This is a genomic window from Paraburkholderia sp. BR10937 (assembly GCF_040965695.1).
Classification (GTDB): domain Bacteria; phylum Pseudomonadota; class Gammaproteobacteria; order Burkholderiales; family Burkholderiaceae; genus Paraburkholderia.
Window position 1 is genome coordinate 123,303 of sequence record NZ_JBFRCL010000014.1, and the last position, 16,928, is coordinate 140,230.

General features: G+C 60.7%; 13 protein-coding genes and 2 pseudogenes. 9 read left to right on the forward strand and 6 right to left on the reverse strand.

What is annotated here, in order from left to right:
• Nucleotides 1-742 precede the first annotated feature (742 nt).
• Nucleotides 743-1,465 carry an OmpW family protein gene (locus tag AB4Y44_RS14185; protein ID WP_368699949.1) on the forward strand — a complete coding sequence of 241 codons (723 nt, stop codon included), beginning with the start codon at nucleotides 743-745 and terminating at the stop codon, nucleotides 1,463-1,465.
• A 73-nt stretch (nucleotides 1,466-1,538) separates the two neighbouring features.
• Entirely contained in the window at nucleotides 1,539-1,700 is a 162-nt protein-coding gene (locus AB4Y44_RS14190) for a hypothetical protein (protein WP_368699950.1), read from the forward strand.
• 436 nt (nucleotides 1,701-2,136) lie between these two features.
• Here AB4Y44_RS14190 and AB4Y44_RS14195 read toward each other — a convergent pair.
• Nucleotides 2,137-2,564: pseudogene (locus tag AB4Y44_RS14195) on the reverse strand (molybdopterin-binding protein).
• A 189-nt stretch (nucleotides 2,565-2,753) separates the two neighbouring features.
• Here AB4Y44_RS14195 and AB4Y44_RS14200 point away from each other — a divergent pair.
• The 3 genes from AB4Y44_RS14200 (at nucleotide 2,754) to AB4Y44_RS14210 (ending at nucleotide 6,502) form a co-directional block, all read left to right on the forward strand.
• Nucleotides 2,754-3,647 carry an extracellular solute-binding protein gene (locus AB4Y44_RS14200; protein WP_368699951.1) on the forward strand — a complete coding sequence of 298 codons (894 nt, stop codon included), beginning with the start codon at nucleotides 2,754-2,756 and terminating at the stop codon, nucleotides 3,645-3,647.
• Nucleotides 3,648-4,264: 617 nt separating this feature from the next.
• Nucleotides 4,265-5,161 carry a LysR family transcriptional regulator gene (locus AB4Y44_RS14205; protein WP_368699952.1) on the forward strand — a complete coding sequence of 299 codons (897 nt, stop codon included), beginning with the start codon at nucleotides 4,265-4,267 and terminating at the stop codon, nucleotides 5,159-5,161.
• 195 nt (nucleotides 5,162-5,356) lie between these two features.
• Nucleotides 5,357-6,502 (forward strand): porin, encoded by a 1,146-nt coding sequence (locus AB4Y44_RS14210; RefSeq protein WP_368685493.1) that lies wholly within the window; start codon nucleotides 5,357-5,359, stop codon nucleotides 6,500-6,502.
• 431 nt (nucleotides 6,503-6,933) lie between these two features.
• Here AB4Y44_RS14210 and AB4Y44_RS14215 read toward each other — a convergent pair whose 3' ends face one another.
• The 4 genes from AB4Y44_RS14215 to AB4Y44_RS14230 form a co-directional block, all read right to left on the reverse strand.
• Nucleotides 6,934-8,421 carry an MdtP family multidrug efflux transporter outer membrane subunit gene (locus AB4Y44_RS14215; RefSeq protein WP_368699953.1) on the reverse strand — a complete coding sequence of 496 codons (1,488 nt, stop codon included), beginning with the start codon at nucleotides 8,419-8,421 and terminating at the stop codon, nucleotides 6,934-6,936.
• Entirely contained in the window at nucleotides 8,418-10,370 is a 1,953-nt protein-coding gene (locus AB4Y44_RS14220; RefSeq protein WP_368699954.1) for an FUSC family protein, read from the reverse strand. Before AB4Y44_RS14220 ends, AB4Y44_RS14215 begins: the two co-directional genes overlap by 4 nt.
• A 113-nt stretch (nucleotides 10,371-10,483) precedes the next feature.
• Nucleotides 10,484-11,542, reverse strand: a complete 1,059-nt coding sequence (mdtN, locus tag AB4Y44_RS14225) for a multidrug transporter subunit MdtN (RefSeq protein WP_368699955.1) — start codon at nucleotides 11,540-11,542, stop codon at nucleotides 10,484-10,486.
• A 188-nt stretch (nucleotides 11,543-11,730) separates the two neighbouring features.
• Entirely contained in the window at nucleotides 11,731-12,066 is a 336-nt protein-coding gene (locus AB4Y44_RS14230; RefSeq protein WP_368685488.1) for a YtcA family lipoprotein, read from the reverse strand.
• A 211-nt stretch (nucleotides 12,067-12,277) separates the two neighbouring features.
• Here AB4Y44_RS14230 and AB4Y44_RS14235 point away from each other — a divergent pair, with 211 nt between their 5' ends.
• The 4 genes from AB4Y44_RS14235 (at nucleotide 12,278) to AB4Y44_RS14250 (ending at nucleotide 16,451) form a co-directional block, all read left to right on the forward strand.
• Nucleotides 12,278-13,540 carry a PucR family transcriptional regulator gene (locus AB4Y44_RS14235; RefSeq protein WP_368699956.1) on the forward strand — a complete coding sequence of 421 codons (1,263 nt, stop codon included), beginning with the start codon at nucleotides 12,278-12,280 and terminating at the stop codon, nucleotides 13,538-13,540.
• Between the two features lie 444 nt (nucleotides 13,541-13,984).
• Nucleotides 13,985-15,001 carry a YncE family protein gene (locus tag AB4Y44_RS14240; RefSeq protein ID WP_368699957.1) on the forward strand — a complete coding sequence of 339 codons (1,017 nt, stop codon included), beginning with the start codon at nucleotides 13,985-13,987 and terminating at the stop codon, nucleotides 14,999-15,001.
• An 8-nt stretch (nucleotides 15,002-15,009) separates the two neighbouring features.
• Nucleotides 15,010-15,972: a sterol desaturase family protein gene (locus tag AB4Y44_RS14245; protein WP_368685485.1), complete on the forward strand. Its 963-nt coding sequence runs from the start codon at nucleotides 15,010-15,012 to the stop codon at nucleotides 15,970-15,972.
• A gap of 251 nt (nucleotides 15,973-16,223) precedes the next feature.
• The gene (locus AB4Y44_RS14250) at nucleotides 16,224-16,451 is read left to right on the forward strand and encodes a hypothetical protein (RefSeq protein ID WP_368699982.1); all 228 of its coding nucleotides are present in this window, start codon (nucleotides 16,224-16,226) and stop codon (nucleotides 16,449-16,451) included.
• On the opposite strand, the pseudogene AB4Y44_RS14255 reads toward AB4Y44_RS14250, so the two are convergent.
• Nucleotides 16,432-16,641 (reverse strand): annotated as a pseudogene (locus AB4Y44_RS14255) (IS630 family transposase); the annotation flags it as partial. The gene AB4Y44_RS14250 and the pseudogene AB4Y44_RS14255 sit on opposite strands and share 20 nt — an antisense overlap.
• Nucleotides 16,642-16,928 lie beyond the last annotated feature (287 nt).

Here is a 16,928-nt window from a genome sequence, read left to right on the forward strand (position 1 = left end):
GATTACGCAGGGCAATCCGTCTATTGCGCGGGGTGATGCGGTCATGGTGCGGGGACGCGGGCGAGATCAGAAATGTGAAGATCACGACCGGACGGGCTCGCCACCATGCCGATTTCACCGTTTCGTTCGGGTGTGTCCCATTGGCGTCGCTTCACACCATAGCGGACCGGTTGCGTGTCATGACGTGGGTGACGGGTGACGGGTGACGGGTGCCGGGTGCCGGGTGCCGGCGTGACGCCGGGATGATGGTCGGCTGCAAACAAAATTTCCTGCGTATCTGTCGGCGGCTTGATCGACGTGGACCGGTGGCGGCAGGTGGGGCTTGCATGAGCGAGCAACTGAAGCGAGGCGCGCTCGCGTGGAGCGGCGAAGTGCCAATCTTCATCCGATACATCCGTTGGGAAGGTTCCGAGGATTCCGATATTGATAGGATTACTAATTCGTCAAGCGAATAGAGCCGCTTTGGGGAAGTTTGTCGGGCGCCGTTTCTTTTCATCTGCCCCTTGGAGGGCCACCTCGGTGCCACCGAGAAGAATACGTGCGCACCGGAAACGACAGTTTAAGGGTTTTCATGGGGGTGCCGTAAGAGTTTCGTTCAAGGCATTCCGTCCAAGCCGCTACACAATCTGACACAACGGCGAGCGCGCAGTGCTTCGCGCAGCGAGATGTCGTATCGATTCCATCACGGATCGAGGGAACAGGAATACTCAAAACTTCAAAAACTATCAGGACAACACAAACCGTGAAGCTCAAGCATCTGGTTCTTCTTTTTGGCGCGGCACTGGCAAGCGCGGGCGTTCGTGCGCAATCGGCGGGAAGCAACGTGGTTGGCGCAGGCTGGTTGCGCATCGCGCCTCAGACATCGAGCGATCCGCTCAATGTAGAGGGCATGCCCGTGCCGGGCACGGGCGCGACGGTCGACAATGCGGATACGCTTGGCATCACGATCACTCATTTCTTCACCGACCACATCGCGGTGGAAACGGTTGCCGGCATTCCGCCGAAATTCAAATTCTACGGGACCGGCGGCCTCTCTTCTCCGGCAATCAATCCCCTCGGCGATGTCAAGCAGTGGAGTCCCGCCGTCGTCATGAAATACTATTTCCTTCCGGCGGAATCGAGATGGCGTCCTTATGCGGGCGTGGGGTTCAGCTACATCTGGTTCACCAACGCCCATGTGGGCACCGGCTTCCAGCAAGCGCTGAGCGCTCAGTTCTCGCGTGGCCAAAGTACGTCCCTGCCCACAAGCGCGAAGGTCGACAGCGAATGGTCTGCCGTGCTCAACGCCGGCGTCACCCTGAAGTTCAACGAGCACTGGTCGAGCGCGCTCTCATTCTCCTACCTGCCGTTTGGCACCAAGGCACACCTGACCACCACGCTGCCGAATGGCGGAAGCGTTCACAGCGTGGCGAAAATCACGCTGGACCCGCTGGTGACTCTGTTGTCGGTGAACTACCGCTTCTGAGGCCGCCGTCCAGTTGAAATAGACATGGTGGGCTGTGTCAATAATGTAGTTACCGGGACACAAGGAGACTCTGATGCTGGAAGACGCGCAGGAAGCGCCAACTTCGGCCTACGCCTATCCGCTGCTCATGAACCTGTATACGGCTCCGAGCTTCGAGCTCGCGACAGGAATGAGGTGCGAGTCACCGGATTTCATAGAGGCCCGCAGCAGAGTTACCGGCTGCAACAAGGCCTGATAGAGAGCCGCAGCCCCCATCCTGTCAGTCAGACCGCGCGAGAGCTGTTGCAAAGCGGGACGCGTTCATAGAGAGCCGTACGAGGCGAGAGTCTCACGTACGGTTCTGCGAGAGACTCGAGGTGCAACTCCTCGGGTCTACTCACCAGGATTACATTGAGTGTCGATTTTCCAGAAAAACTTAAGCTCATGAAGCCTGCGAGGAGTCGCACAGATCGGGGCGCGGGTAACAGGCGAGGGAGCCGGAAGACCGTGTCGCCGGCACGCTGGTTGCGCGACTGCGCCAGCTGACAGTAGGCGCTCATCTCGCGAGCCGGGCGAAGAACTCGGCGTCGCGTCTGTTAGGCGCAGCCGGCGCACGCGTCAGGGCGCCGCAGCGCGCGGCGGCTAGCCCATCGAAATCGGAGATTCCGCTCACATACGACCGCAACGGCCCGTCAGTCGTCGGCCCCGACGATCGCACTCGAAGCCTTGAAGAGCCCGCGGCCTGCTTGCCGGCCGCGAGGCCGAGACGATCGACGCTGTCGTTCGTCACGATGGCCGCGATCTGCGCACCGCCCGGGGCCGCGAGTACGACTTCCGCATTCACCGCGTCCTTCGTGAGCGATGAAACCGTGCTCGCCACGCCGTTGCGCGTGGACACCTTGCTCGCGTCGCCGTTGACCATGAAGATCACCGACGATGCCTTCACGAGCGCGAAGACCGGCTTGCCAGCGGCGAGACCCGGCGAAGCGGCGCTGCCATGCGTGATGATCGCGGCGATCTCGAGGCCGCCGTCGGCGCGCAGCGTGACTTCGTCGTTGACAGCGCCGGTCTTGACCGCGCTGATCTGGCCGGAGAAATGGTTACGGGCACTGGTGCGCATTTAGGCCTCCACGGTTTGACCAGCGCATAATGCGCCGGCATCAGCGATTACTGTAAAGCTCGTTCCCTGTCTAGCCGTGTGAGTGTGAGGCGCCCGGACACGCAGCCGAAAATTGGACGTTCGGAAGAGGCGATGAGTGCCGCAGTTCGTCGTAGTATATGGACCTTTATAACGCGCAGGGTATCGAACATGTTTATTCGCAAGCTGGTGGCTTCAGTCGTCGTGACGAGCGGTGTGATGGGCGCGATGGGTGCAAGCGCCAACGCGTTCGCCGACGAATCCGATGTCAACGTGCTCTATGCAGGCTCGCTCGTGAACCTCATGGAAAAGAGCGTGGGCCCCGCGTTCGAAAAAGAAACAGGCCTGCATTTCAAGGGCTACGCAGCCGGCACGAACAAGGTCGCCAATGAGATCAAGGGCAAGCTGCGTCGCGGCGATGTGTTCATCAGCGCGAGCCCGAAGGTCAACGCGAGCCTGATGGGCGAGCCCAACGGCAATCACGTTACGTGGTACGTCAATTTCGCCGAATCGCCGCTCCAGATCGGCTACAACCCGAAGAGCCGTTTCGCCAACGACTTCAAGACGAAGCAGTGGGAGCAGGTGCTGCAGGAACCGGGCATCCGCCTTGGCCGCACCGATCCGAAGCTCGACCCGAAGGGCACCCTAATCGTCGAGCTCATGACGAAGGCCGCGCAGATGTACAACCAGCCTGATCTTGTCGAGAAAACGCTGGGTGCGCCCGAAAATCCCGAGCAGGTGCTGCCCGAGGAAACGCTCGTCGGCCGCCTCCAGTCGGGAGAACTCGATGCGGGCTTCTTCTACTCGACCGAAACGTCCGACCTGAAGATTCCGGCGATCCACCCAGCGCCCGAACTGGAGATCAAGGCGAACTACACGCTCACGATTCTCAACGACGCGCCCAACAGCGCCGGCGCCGCGCGCTTCGTGAACTTCCTGCTCTCGGCAGAAGGCCGCAAGCTGCTCGCCGAGCACGGCGTGGATGTGACGAAGCCTGCCGTCAGTGGCCAGACCCACTCGATCCCGCCGGCGGTGCAAGCCGTAATCCACGCCGCACAGCAATGACGGCGCAACCCGCGCAACGTGCCTCGAGGTCGCTCGGGAGAATGTGCACGCCGTTCGCGGTCTGCCCGTGCGCGCTGTCCGTCGCGAGCATCCCGCAATCGGCCAAGCTGACTGACCAACGTCGGCTGGCACGCGACCTGGTTGGCGGCCGGGGTGTCGGTCTCCTCGCGGGCGGCGCACCGCTTGTTGGCGACATTGCTACCACCCATAGAACAAACACGTTCGGATTTGCGCTCTCTTACCAGAGTCCTGGTTTAGACATCTGTAATTCAAATTGCTTAACGCTCGGGAGGAAGGGTTCGGCCGATTTCGTCCAGCTGTAACTATGGACCCATTCCGGTGCGTTGTGGCCTCTCGGTCCCCTATCCCAATTCTCGCTTGGAGATAACAAGATCGTAATGAGCCGGACCGCGTGCGGTAACGGGGCGCCTGCTATCCTCGCACGGCTTTCTGGACTACCGGTTTTGCACAATGCGAACATCACATAAAGGCCTACATGCAGCGCACAAGCATAACGGCAGCCGAACGGTTCCTCACGGTGGAACTGGCCAACAGCATAGTGGCGTTGTAGAGGTGCCGCTGCGCAGTAACCGCCCGCGCATTCTTGGGGTGGCATCATGAGTCAGCTCGCATCGATACGCATCTTTGCCAAAGTAGCGGAGCGTCTGAACTTTGCCGAAGCGGCAAAGCACATGGGCGTGTCGGCATCCGTCATCACGCGCAGCGTTGCAAAACTGGAGCAGCGACTCGGCGTACGCCTGATCAACCGGACGACCCGCCGTGTGTCCCTTACCGACACCGGCCAGCTGTACTACAAGCGATGCGTGGAATTGATCGGGTTGCTCGACGTCATGGATGAATGTGTCGCCTCGGCAAGCAACGAACCTGCAAAATTGTTGAAGATTGCAGCTTCATCGGCTTACGCCAACTCGGATCTCCCCGACGTGCTCGCCGCCTATCGTCAACGGGAACCGCACACGAGTTTTGAGTTGACGGTGTTCGAAGACATGACTGACATCACAGTCGCGGACTTCGATGTCTGCTTTAGCGCGGAACGTCGGTTGCGCGACTCTTCGCTAATCTGTCGCTCGCTCGCGCAGGCTCGCGATGTGATTGTCGCAAGTCCCGACTATCTCTGCCGGCGAGGAACTCCTCATACCCCGGCTGATCTGGCCGCTCATGACATTCTGCTCGCTTCGGATGCGCCAAGTCGCTACTGGGAATTTCGCAGCACATCCGGTACGCACCGCGTAGTTGTTCGCCCTGCCTTAAACACGCAAAGCCCAGCTTTGATAAAGCGCGCAGTACTGGCCGGCTTAGGAATAGCCCGATTGTCGATCTCGTTGATAAAAGAGGAGCTCCATAGCGGCATGCTAGAAATCTTGCTGCACGACGCAGAGCTCTGTGGCGACGAGCGTACGTTCTGGATTCTGTACTCCGGACAGCTCTATATGGCTACTGCAGTACGTAGCTTCATTGATTTTGTTGTTGATCACTACCGCAAAAACAACTAGGGACGCAAGTCCATGACGGCAATGCCGTCGCGATTCAAGCAACACGGAACCAGTCAATACTGAATTGCTGTGCCGGTGATTTTTGTAGGTCATAAAGTGCGGTGGACCGATGCCTACTTTCCCATGTCGAATACATTCACTCGACAAACTTGGGAATCGGTTCGGAAATCCCATACATTTATGACACTTATATCTATGAAAAGAATGCTTGCCGCCGGAACGGTGCTTGGTCTCGTCGTTGCCCCTGTTGCAGCCCTCGCGCAAAACAGCGTGACCTTGTACGGTGTGATTGATGAGGGTCTGAATTACACTAACAATTCCGCTGGTCATTCGGCCGTACAACTGGAGAGCGGCTTTGCGCAAGGCAGCCGCTGGGGCATTAAGGGTTCCGAAGATCTGGGCGGTGGTACCAAGGCTATTTTTCAACTGGAGAATGGATTCGATGTGAACTCGGGCGCACTGGGCCAAAGCAGTCGCATGTTTGGCAGGCAGGCGTACGTTGGTATCGCTTCGGAAACGCTCGGTTCGTTGACGATGGGCAGACAGTACGACTCTGTCGTCGACTATCTCGCGCCGCTTACGGCCAACGGTAACTGGGCCGGCTATCTGATGGCGCACCCCTACGACAACGACAACACCGACAACTCGTTTCGCCTGAATAACAGCATCAAGTATTCCAGCAAAACCTATGGCGGGTTCTCGTTTGGTGGTCTCTATGGCTTTAGCAATCAGGCCGGCGGCTTTGCGAACAACCGCGCGTACAGTCTCGGCGCCCAATATGTAGGCGGTCCTGTAACGATTGCGGCGGCATTCATGCAGATCAATCAACCGGGTAGCACGGAGGGTGGCTCGCTCGCGACCGACGATACTGCCTTCTTTGCGAACCGCGAGCAAGTTTGGGGCGCCGGCATAAACTATACGGTCGGATCGGCGCTTCTTGGTTTTGTTTATAGCCACACGAGCCTGAACGATGCGACGGGTTCAGCCTATGTCGGCAATTTCGCTAACACGGCCAGCAGCCTTAAGTTTGACAACTTCGAGGTGAACGCGAAGTATCAGTTAGTGAAAAACGCCTTCGTTGGCGCGATGTATAACTACACCATCGGTCACTTCCAAAGTACCGCCGGCGATTCGACGCCGAAATGGCATCAGATCGGCCTGATGGCTGACTACAATCTGTCTGTGCGCACCGACGTGTACATCCAAGGCATGTACCAGCATACGGCGGGTGGTAGTGCAGTGGCCGCGCCGCTCAACACTGCTTTCATTACTGGCGCAGACTCGCCGGCTACGACCTCCAACCAGTTTATCGCTCGTATCGGGATGCGTCACCAGTTCTAAGCTGTGCTGGAACGTGCCGCACGTTCATCCGTGCGGCATGACGTATAACAAGTTATTGTTTCGTACGGCGTGTGCACGTCGAAGGCGCGTCGATTCGCTTCGCAGTCCAAATAGCGATCCATTTTCGCTGTGGTCTCGGACAACACATTCGCGGAACGGCCAATAACTACGGCAATGTGTCCCAAGCGGTGATATTTCGACATAGCCTGCATTACAGCCAACCTGCAATGCCGTTCGGTTTGAAGGTTCACGCACTGTCGCACACACAACTGAACGAGTCACTACATCAAGTGACAAGTCTGCATCAAGTTCACCTACGACGAACACACCACAATTCACGATTGCAATGGCGCTCGAAGGGGCGCACTGGTCGCGCAGCATGGCATGGCCCTGGTCAGGGGGCGTACCGAACGTCGCCCACAGGATCGTCGTCATGGGTGATCAGCCAGAAGGGCGACCGCCTTGGCGTTGTAGCCACCGCCCAGCGACTTCGTGAGCGCGATGTTCTGGCTCAGCCGCTGCGCGTCGATATCGAGCAGGGCGATGCGCTCAAGCACGACCGCCTGGCGCGCGTCCGTGACCGCGAGGCGGCTCGCAACGCCGCGTTGGTACTGCGCCTGCGCGCTCGCTTCGGCGAACGATACCGCCTCGATCTTCTGTGTCTGCAGGTTCGTCTCCTCTTCGAGGTCCTGCAACCTGTTGCCCGTCACGGCCACGTCGCGTACCGCATCGAGCACGGACTGGTTGTACTGCTCGATCAGCGCATTGCGCGCATTGCGCGCGGCATCAAGGTTTGCATTGAGGCGGCCGCCCTCGAAGATCGGCAAATACAGCCCCGGGATCAGGTTGATCTGCTGGCTCGCATGCGTGAACAGGTCGGAGAGATGCAGCGCATTCACGCCAAAGAAAGCCTTGATGTCGAAGCTCGGGTAGAACGCTGCCCTGGCGGCGTCGATGCGGTCGAACGAGGACTGCACGTACCAGCGCATGGCCTGGAGATCCGGGCGACGAGCCAGCAGCTCGTACGACAAGTTAGGCGGCAAGCTGGCCTGCGGCAGGGGCAACGGCATGGGCCGAATCTGCGGGAGATCGTCTGGCCCCGCGCCGAGCAGCGCGCGCAGCGATTCGCGCAACTGCATGATCCGGGCCTGAGCCGCCACGATCTGACGCTGCGTCGCCAGCAGATGCGCACGAGCGAGTTCAGTCTGCGTTTTGGGCTCGAGGCCGCGTGCTGCGCGGGCGGCGTGAGCGTCGACAGAAAACGCCGCCTCGTCCTGTAGCTGGTCGAGCAGGTCGACGAGCTGGGATGTCGTCTGGATACCGTAATAAAGCTGCGCCACATCGGTGGACAGTTCGAGTTCCACGGCCACCAGTTCGGCGCGCCGCGCGTTGCTCACGCCCATCGCGGCTTGCACCTGGGCGCGCTGCTTGCCCCAGATGTCGACGCTCAGGCTGGCGCCGAGGCCGACAATGCCTTCCGTGTACCACGGCCCCGTGGCGCCAATTAGCGGCTGGTCGCCCGAGTACGCGCCGAGGAACCCGTTGGACGACACGTGCTGGCGATCTATGGCTCCTAGCGCCGCGATCTGGAGATTGGTGCCCGCCCGTACCAGATCGATGTCCGACTTCGCCTGAGCGACGCGCGTGCGCGCGATCAGGATCGACGGCGAGGAAGCCAACGCGCGCTCGATGAGAGCGTCCAGCTGCGGGTCCGCGTACGCTCTCCACCATGGACCGGCGGGCCAGTCCCCGTGCGCGAGCTGGATGTCGCTGGCGAGACGGATCTGCTCCGCGGCGACAGGCGCCGGGGCTTTGCTGGCTTCGTGGACCAATGCGCAAGCGGACAAGGCGCAGGCCACGGCGGCGCTTGCGCCCCAGCGCAGACAGCGGGACACAACGGAAACAGAGGATACGGTCATGCTTGCGATGCGTGGGTAGTGAAGGCGCGGTCTGACGAAGCCACGCCCCAGTGGGGCAGCGTCGAAATCTGCGCGGCCAGTTTTGCGGCGCCTGCGACGATGCGCTCATCGGCGCTGTGCGGCTCGGCGATCGGCGCGGGAACGACGAGCGCGGGCGCGCGTACCGATCCAGGCCGGGCAGTCAAGTCGTCTGCGTAGCCTTCCAGCGAGGCGGCACTCGCTTCGCCGAACTGCGTCGGGGTACCCAGGCCGCCCGGTGTCTGTATGGGCAGCGCGCGCCACTCTGCTTCGAATGCGTCGCTTGCCAGCAGGATCTCGCGGGTCTGCGCGAGCACTGCCTGCATGCGTAGCTGGAACATCTCGTGTTGCGCTTCGCCCGGCTGCCAGCCGGGTTCCAGCGCGACACGGGCCGCCATTGCCTCGCAATCGGCGTGTTCAGCCCACAGCAGGGCGGGAATCGCGTCTTGCGGTTGCCGCAGGCGCGCCGCGATGCGGCGCAGCAGGCGCGCGACACGCTGGCGCAGCGCCTCGCCTTCCGCCTCGGGCCACAGCGACGCGTGGATGACTGCGGAGATGGCCACACCCAGCAGAATGCCGAGCATGCGGTCGCGGATTTCTGTGAGATCGGTGGTCGGCCCGAACTGCTCGAGCAGGGCGAGTGCAAACGTGAACATGAGCTGGGTGCCCGCATAGCTGATGTGCTCCGATCCGGCAGCCAGCCACGCGCCGAGTGCGATCACGGGCAGTGAGATCAGCAGCAAGCCGGTGAGCCCGTCGATGTTCGGTACCACCCAGATCACCATGGCGAGCGCGAGCAGGCTGCCCGCGGCGGCTCCAGCGATACGCAATATCGCGCGCCGGCCCGTCGCGCCGAGGCTCGGCTGCGCCACGATCAGCGCCGTCAGCATGACGGTGTGAATGCCCTGCCAGTCCGTGGCGCGGTAAAAGAGGTAGCCGAGCAATGCCGCAAACAACGTCTTCAGTGCGAATTGCGCATACACGGGATTGGAAAAGGCGTCTTGCACGAGCATCCGCTCTTTCTCCGCGGGCGACTCTGCCGGCTCCGGCGCTGTGCAGCGGTCGGCGAAGGCCCGCAGGGCATTGCCGATTTCGAACAGCGCGCCGGGCAGGGGCGCGGCGCGGGAAACGGGCGCCGCGCCGGCGAATACGAAGTGCTCGCCCGTGCGGATGGACTCCGCGAGACGCGCGCAACCGTCGCGCAGCGCGAGGACGATTCCGGCTCCGGCGCTCCCGGCGCTGCCGTCCAGATGCGCCGCCGCTGTGAACAGTCGCGAGACGGTCGCCACGCGGGCCAGGTGAAAGGCCTGTCGGCGCCTGAACTCCGGATCGCGCATCGTCGAAAAGCGCAGCAGTTTCTGCAGCGTAAGCGCGGCGTTCTGGACGCGGCTCGCGTTGGGGCGGGCCACCGAAATGTCGCCGCGTTCGAGCGCTGCGAGGAGCCCGTCGACCGCCTCAATTTGACCGAGCATCGCGTCCTCAAGCTGGCGCGCGGGCTCCGCGGGCAGGAACAGGGTGTTGATCACGAGCGTGACGGCAATGGCATAGGTGTTGGCGACCCACACCCATAGTGAGACGCGAACCAGCGCCTCGGCCTGGTCGGTCAAATCGACGAACGACTGTACGTAGATGACGACGATGCCAACCAGCATGAACGCGGCGCCGACCTTCGCCACGCGCATCAGGTAAGCGCTTGCGAAGAACAGGGCCGCCGAAATCACGATGCGCAGCAGCGGGAAGTCGTACGTCAGCTTGAGCACGACAATGATGCAGCCGATGCCGAGCGTCGTGCCGAGAACAAACAGGATGCCGATCAGGCGCGTCATCACCACGTTCGACTGCGTCACGAAAAACACCGCGATGAGAGAGAGCGCGAGAAACGGCACCTGCAACGCCATGGACACGATGATCACGATTGCGCTGGCCAGCATGCAACGCAGCATCAAGTTCGCCCTTCCCGGGTAGGCGCGAACCTCCTCCGCGAAAAAGCGGGCGAGTCGCGCGAAACTTGTCGGGGACCGGGCGGCGGCATCCATGGCGACGTTCATTGCGCCGGACCGCCTACCGCACGGCTGCGCTCGAGCGTGGCAACGGCCGAGGTGCCAAGGCGGAACAGCATCGGGTCGGGATTGCGCACGGCGATCTTCACCGGGAATCGCTGGGAAACGTGGACCCAGTTGATGCTGCGCTGGACGCGAGGGAGCCCTTCGAGCACGAGGCCGCCGTCGTCGGGCAGCACACCGTAGCCGACCGAATCCACGACACCCGAGAAGCGCTTGCTGGTATCGGTCATCAGGTAGAGGGTGGCTGCCGTTCCTGCGCGCACGTCTTTGAGTTCCGTTTCGCGGAAGTTGGCGACCACGTACCAATGTTCCGTGTCGATCAGCGTAAAGACAGGCTTCAACGGCGATGCGTACTGGCCGACCGTCGTGTGCAGCGACACGATGCGGCCGTCGAACGGCGCGCGAACTTCGGTGAACGCGACGTTCAGCTCGGCAATCGCAATCTGCGCCTGGACCTCGGCGCGCTGCGCGACCAGTGCATCGACGCCGCTCACCGCGGCGTTGGCTTGCCGGGCCTGCAGCGCCGCGGCGTCGAGTTCCGCCTGCGCGGAACGTTGAGCCGTGCGTGCGCGATCGACTTCTTCCGCAGAAACATAACCCTGTCCGAGCAGAGGCTCGGTCCGGCGCAGCGTGTCGGCGGCCTGGGCTGCCACGGCGCGCGCGCGCTCGACCGCAGCCTTCACCGATTCGGCGTTGTATTGCTGCGCGTTTACCGAGCGCTGGGTCAGCTCGATCTGCTTGTCGAGCGCGACAAGGCGCGCGCTTGCTTGAGCGAGTGCGTCTTGATAAGGACGAGGATCGACGCTCAAAAGCAGATCGCCTTTCTTGACGGCCTGATTGTCGTGTACGGGAAGGTCCACGATCCGTCCGCTGACTTCTGGAACCACGTCGATAGTGTCCGCATACACATATGCGTCGTCGGTGCTGGGGGCGTGATCTTTGCGCCAGACGACGATGCAAAGCAGTGCGATGGCGATAAGTGCGATTACCGCCGCGGGCAGCCGTTTCGTGCGCAGCGGTGCGCGAGCGTTGTCAGTCATATGCGATACGCGCAGTCATAGAAAAGAAAAAACCGTCGATGCGAGCGACGAAAAGGCGGTCCCCAGGACGCAGTCAAGGCGCCACAGCAGTAACAGCGATGCTGCAGCGCCGGCGAGGACGATTGCGGCTGCGGTGCACGTGGTATTGCGAAAGGAGCGGGCGTCAGGTGTCATGGGCGAGCGCACCTTCAGCGGGAAAAGAAAATGAGCCAGGCTGCCGTCGCGAAGATGGCGGTCAGGGCCGGATAGCTCACGGCAACGGGCGACAGCGCCCTGCGCAAGTCGCGGCGGCCAAGCTCACGATGCACGATGATCGTTGCCGCGACGCCGCCCACGATGCAGAAAAGCCAGTCGGGAAAGGCAGCGCCAAAGAGCGGTAAGGATGGCGAAATCGCGCATCCGCCCAATGACAGCGATGCGCACGCCGACCAGGCAAGCCGTTTTGCAGTGGAAAGGGTCATGAATGAATCACAGGCATCGCAGACGATGCAAACGCGGTGAAGGGCGGGCCGGCGCGCAAGCAACCCCGTGTGCTGGTCGCGCTGCGGGCGCGGGGGCCGGCAGGCCGATACTCAACAAAAGCGGACATCGGCGGGAAGCCTCTTGTCCCGAGCGCTTATCCTAGGCGGACAAAGGTGCGTGGTAAATTGGCAAACGGCACAGGCCCGGTGGGTCATTTCACGAAACGGCCTACCGCCTCATTCTGTCCCTGTGGTACGCATGCACTGACGACTCATGGCAGGAACCCCTTTGCTCATTACCGCTCCCCGGATCAGCCCGCGACTGCGCGAAGGGTTGACAGCCCTTGCTAACGACCCGCATCTGCCCATCGAGCGTGTGTACGCTTCGCTCATGAAACTGGAGGGCTATGAGGCGCTTCCACCCGCTATCCGCGACGACATATTCCAGTCCGTCGAGCAACTGGCGAGGCTGTGGTTCCGGCTGCTGCTGACCGGGAGCCAGCCCGCGGAACCCGTGAACGCGGAAATCGAGGAATCAGCCCGTCGACGCGTTCACCAAAGCGTGCCACTGCAGGCGTTGCTACGCGCCACCCAGATTGGCGCGCGCGAAGTCTGGCAAGCCAGCGTGGAAGTGGCCGGTGAGGAAGTACACCTCGCCCGCGAGCTGGCGCTGACGGTGGCGCCGTTCCTTTTCGAGTTCTTCGAAGGTATCGCGCAGACCCTCGCGCAAGCATATGTTGAGGAGCAACTCCACCGCGCGAATTGGCGTGAGGCGAATCTTTACCAGCTGCATGCTGCGATCTTCCATTCTCCTGACGATCACGCGAGCTTCATAATGGCGATGAGCGCGCTGGGGCTCGACGCTTCGGTGCCGCGAATCGCGATCGCGCTCGATGCCGGGTTCGAAGCGCTCACGTCAGAAATCCGTCGCCGCGAATCCGAGCGCTACGCGCTTGCCGTGTCGCGTCACTTCCGGATTGAGCGAGAGACGATCGTTCACGTGTGGCATCGTGGACGTGCAATCTTCTGGCTTCCGGGCCAGCGCGGAGATCTGGCTGCGCAGAGTGATCTCGCAGCGAGTCAATGCGCGCAAAACCTCGTGAACGCGGAAGCGCGCCTTCGTGCGGTCGGCGTCGGCTTATTGAACGAAGGAGCCGCGGGATGGGCGGCCTCCGCCAACGAGGCCATTCGCGCGGTGGAGGTTTCGCTGCGCTGCACAAACGGGGCGCGGGTCGCGCGATACTCCGACATCGCACTCGAAGAAACGGTGCGCACGGCAGGCGATGTGACGCGCTATCTCGTCTCGCTCATCGAGCAGATCAGAGCCGACTCGGATCTGCTGGCGACGCTGACCGCGTTCTATGCCAACGGCAGACGCCGCCGCCCTACGGCGGACGCGCTCGGCATTCATCTGAACACGCTCAACTACCGGCTGGAGCGCATTGAAAAGATGCTCGGCGCTTCGCTCGACGACGCGCAGTGGATCGCGCGGCTCGATCTCGCGCTGAAGCTGGCGCACGGCACCGGGCGCGAGTAAGGGCGAAGCAGCGGGCGGTCCTGCCACGACCAACGAACAGTGATTGTCGATCTTGACAAATCTGCTTTGCGCCGTGGGTATATGGGTGCGCAGGACGTTGCTCGTACACTCCACTGAGGGCTTCTCCTCAAACCTTTTTCCCGCGGCGGTAACACCGTCCAACGATGCCTTTACGTGCCTCGTGACTGTGTTCCGCCGAAGTCGTGCGCCATGGCGACGCGAAGTCATTGCTGAGCATCCCATGAAGAATCATCGGGTGAACCGTAGATCGCACCCGCGCCGACTTGTGCAAAAAATAGTCGGATGCGTGGTCTTTATGAGTGGCTTGACGGTCATGGTCTCGTACGTCACGCAACATTTGACCACTCGCGATCGAGGCAAGCTCCATTCCACTTCGGCGGACTTGCCACGAGCAGCAGCCGGGCCGCAACATGAAGGTCGTCTATGAAATTATCCCGTCGCGCCTTACTTCGTCATAGCCTGGCTCTCCCGCTGAGCGCGGGACTTTCCCCCCTTCTCGCACTCCGAACGATCGAGGCCGAAGCTGCGCCAGCATCGCTTGCAATCGTGATGAATTCTGGGGAAGCTAGTGTTTCTGTCATCGATACGGCCTCGCTTCGGGTGATCCGTACGCTCCCGACGATGCGGGAACCGAGTCATTGGGCTCTTTCGCCGGACAGGAGCAAGCTCTATATTGCCGATGCCAGCGGCAATGCACTCTTCATCGTCGATCCGCACACCGGAACGTCGTTGGGCCACAAGATCATTGCGGATCCGTATCAGTTAGGGTTCACACCGGATCGCCGGTACCTAGTCATTAATGCGCTGCGTATCAATTACGTGGACGTTTATCGGGCGGATGACCTGACGCTGGTCAAGCGCTTTTCACCCGGCGAAATGCCGAGCCATCTGGACTTTTCGCCGGATTCCCGCTGGAGTTTCAATTCGATGCAGGAGTCGAGCACGCTAGTATCGTTTGACCTGACGAACATGACGATTCGCTGGAAAGCATACGTCGGTGCGACGCCCGCAGGCGTGCTCTGGCATAACGGCAACGTGCTTGTCTGCGTGATGGGCGAAGACCATGTCGCCGAAGTTGATCCCGCGACGGGCAAAGTACTTCGACGCATAAAGACAGGGGTCGGGCCACATAACGTCTTCGTTACGCCGGATCGCACAACGCTCTATGTCACCAACCGGGTAGGCGGATCGCTGGCCGCACTCGACGCGGTCACACTCAAGCTTCGACGCACGTATGCGTTGCACGCTGGTGGCCCTGACGACCTCAGCGTCGCACCGGATGGCAAAGTGTGGGTGACGCTGCGCTTCCGCGAGCAGGTTGCAGTCCTGGATCCTGTCAGCGGCGACTACACAACTATCGACGTGGGTCGGTCACCCCACGGTATCTTCCTCACCAGTCAATTGAGCCAGCCCGGGCTGATTACGGCCGAACTCCTCTGAGGCACTTCATGCTTGTATTTCTCGATCGTTGGTTCAGTATGATTGCCGGCGACATCGACACCTACATAATGCTGCCCGTGCTCTATCATTTCGGCTGGATGGAGTGGGAGGAGTTGTCCTTTGACTGGGTACTGATCGGCGTCTACGGTTTCTTTGCCGTGGTGGTCACATATGCTGTCTGCTGGCCGCTCGAAGCGTTTTTCCCGATCGAGCGCTGGGAGAACCGCAAGACCGTCGTGATCGATGCTCTCTACACTATCTTTAATCGGGTCGGTGTCTTACCTGTCTTTAGCTTCTTGCTGTTTTATCAAGTTCAGGTATGGGTAAACGCGTTCCTGGTTGCCCATGGTTACATTCCTCCAATGCTCGAGACACTCATCCCGCCGCTTCTCGGGCATCCTGTCATCACCTTCATCGCATATGCGCTGATTCTTGACTGCACGGATTACTGGCGTCACCGCCTGTCGCATATTTCGCGTAGCAGCTATGCGCTCCACGCTTTGCATCACGCCCAACGACAGATGAGTTTCTGGTCAGACGACCGCAACCATGTACTAGACGATATCGTCGCTGGCATTTGGTTTGGCGTTGTGGGCCTCGCCATCGGCATTCCACCTCTGCAGTTCCCGCTGCTGTTTCTGATCATGCGCTTTATCGAAAGTCTGAGCCACGCCAATATCAAGCTCTCGTTCGGATGGCTCGGCGACCGTCTGATCGTCTCCCCGCGATTTCACCGTTTGCACCACGGCCTGCGCGCCGCCGGAAGAAATTCGTGCAATTACGGTGCCGTATTCCCAATCTGGGACATCGTATTCCGCACTGCCGACTTCTCCGACGAATATCCGCCGACGGGTGATCGACGAGCACCGGAGTCGATGGCTACGGGCGGCTATTTTGCGCAGCAGCTAGGCGGGCTGCAATTCTTCGCTCAGGAATGGCGTCGCTCGAGGTCGCGGCGACGCAAGACATGAGGCAGGCTCCATCCCTGACCCAAGTGACTTGTTATGCATCGCCACTGTAGAAATTGAACTCGATTTCATTGGCACTACTAGCGGAACTGCTTCGCGATGTAACGTCTCCGTGGCGCTATCGGTGTGGTGGAAGCGAGAGGTGCAGGGATCAACATGCGAACGGGTGACACGACCGCGCGAACTAGCGCTATTGAACGTAGTCGGTCTTGAAATACTACGGAAATGTCATGAATATCTATCACCGAATCAGGATGCTCGCGGCGGCTGCAGCACTAGGACTGACGGAAGCCGCAACAGCAAATGCGTCGGGCTGCCTGAAGGGCGCGGTCGTGGGCGGTGTAGCCGGTCATTACGCCGGTCACCACGCAGTCGTTGGAGCAGTCAGCGGCTGCATTGTGGGACGTCACATTGCGAAAAGGCGTGCCGAGGAACGGCTTGCACAAGATCATGCAACCGGTGCTAGCGTTCCGTTCCGCTAATTCGCGTACATAGTCTTCGTAGCTTGGCGAGGATCGAATCAGCGGTAGCGATGCTTATGAATGGCTTGCAGTCTTGGTTGTAGTGAGAGACGAATTGATCGATACGCTTTACCAGTTCCCTGAGCGAACCAAACGAGCCACGGCGTATGGCTTTGCGAGTGATCAGCGCGAAGAAGCGTTCGACCTGGTTTGCTCTACGCACTGGAGCATACGCACGTGCACTGGGTTCGTGGATTGATGCGCTGTTCCAGAAAGTTCAATCGTCACGTTGATGTCTCTGGTTTCATTGACATCAACATGCTACGCAAGCATAGATCAGTTAACAACGGAACGGAACGCCAGGTTCCCTTGTTGCCGTGGCCACGCCGCAATTCGCTGCCTCGACGATCGTCACGCCGGTGCTCACTCCGTTGCCCAGAGCGGCTTGTGCGCGCAACCAGACGAGACGAGCGATGCGAGCGTCCAGTAGTGTGTCTG

Bases quoted from the DNA above. Each gene is read 5' to 3' on its own strand.
- AB4Y44_RS14215 (WP_368699953.1), bottom strand. From the start codon at position 8,421: ATGACCGTATCCTCTGTTTCCGTTGTGTCCCGCTGTCTGCGCTGGGGC.
- mdtN (WP_368699955.1), bottom strand. From the start codon at position 11,542: ATGACTGACAACGCTCGCGCACCGCTGCGCACGAAACGGCTGCCCGCG.
- AB4Y44_RS14220 (WP_368699954.1), bottom strand. From the start codon at position 10,370: ATGCTGGCCAGCGCAATCGTGATCATCGTGTCCATGGCGTTGCAGGTG.
- AB4Y44_RS14190 (WP_368699950.1), top strand. From the start codon at position 1,539: ATGCTGGAAGACGCGCAGGAAGCGCCAACTTCGGCCTACGCCTATCCG.
- AB4Y44_RS14205 (WP_368699952.1), top strand. From the start codon at position 4,265: ATGAGTCAGCTCGCATCGATACGCATCTTTGCCAAAGTAGCGGAGCGT.
- AB4Y44_RS14235 (WP_368699956.1), top strand. From the start codon at position 12,278: ATGGCAGGAACCCCTTTGCTCATTACCGCTCCCCGGATCAGCCCGCGA.
- AB4Y44_RS14245 (WP_368685485.1), top strand. From the start codon at position 15,010: ATGCTTGTATTTCTCGATCGTTGGTTCAGTATGATTGCCGGCGACATC.
- AB4Y44_RS14200 (WP_368699951.1), top strand. From the start codon at position 2,754: ATGTTTATTCGCAAGCTGGTGGCTTCAGTCGTCGTGACGAGCGGTGTG.
- AB4Y44_RS14240 (WP_368699957.1), top strand. From the start codon at position 13,985: ATGAAATTATCCCGTCGCGCCTTACTTCGTCATAGCCTGGCTCTCCCG.
- AB4Y44_RS14250 (WP_368699982.1), top strand. From the start codon at position 16,224: ATGCTCGCGGCGGCTGCAGCACTAGGACTGACGGAAGCCGCAACAGCA.
- AB4Y44_RS14210 (WP_368685493.1), top strand. From the start codon at position 5,357: ATGAAAAGAATGCTTGCCGCCGGAACGGTGCTTGGTCTCGTCGTTGCC.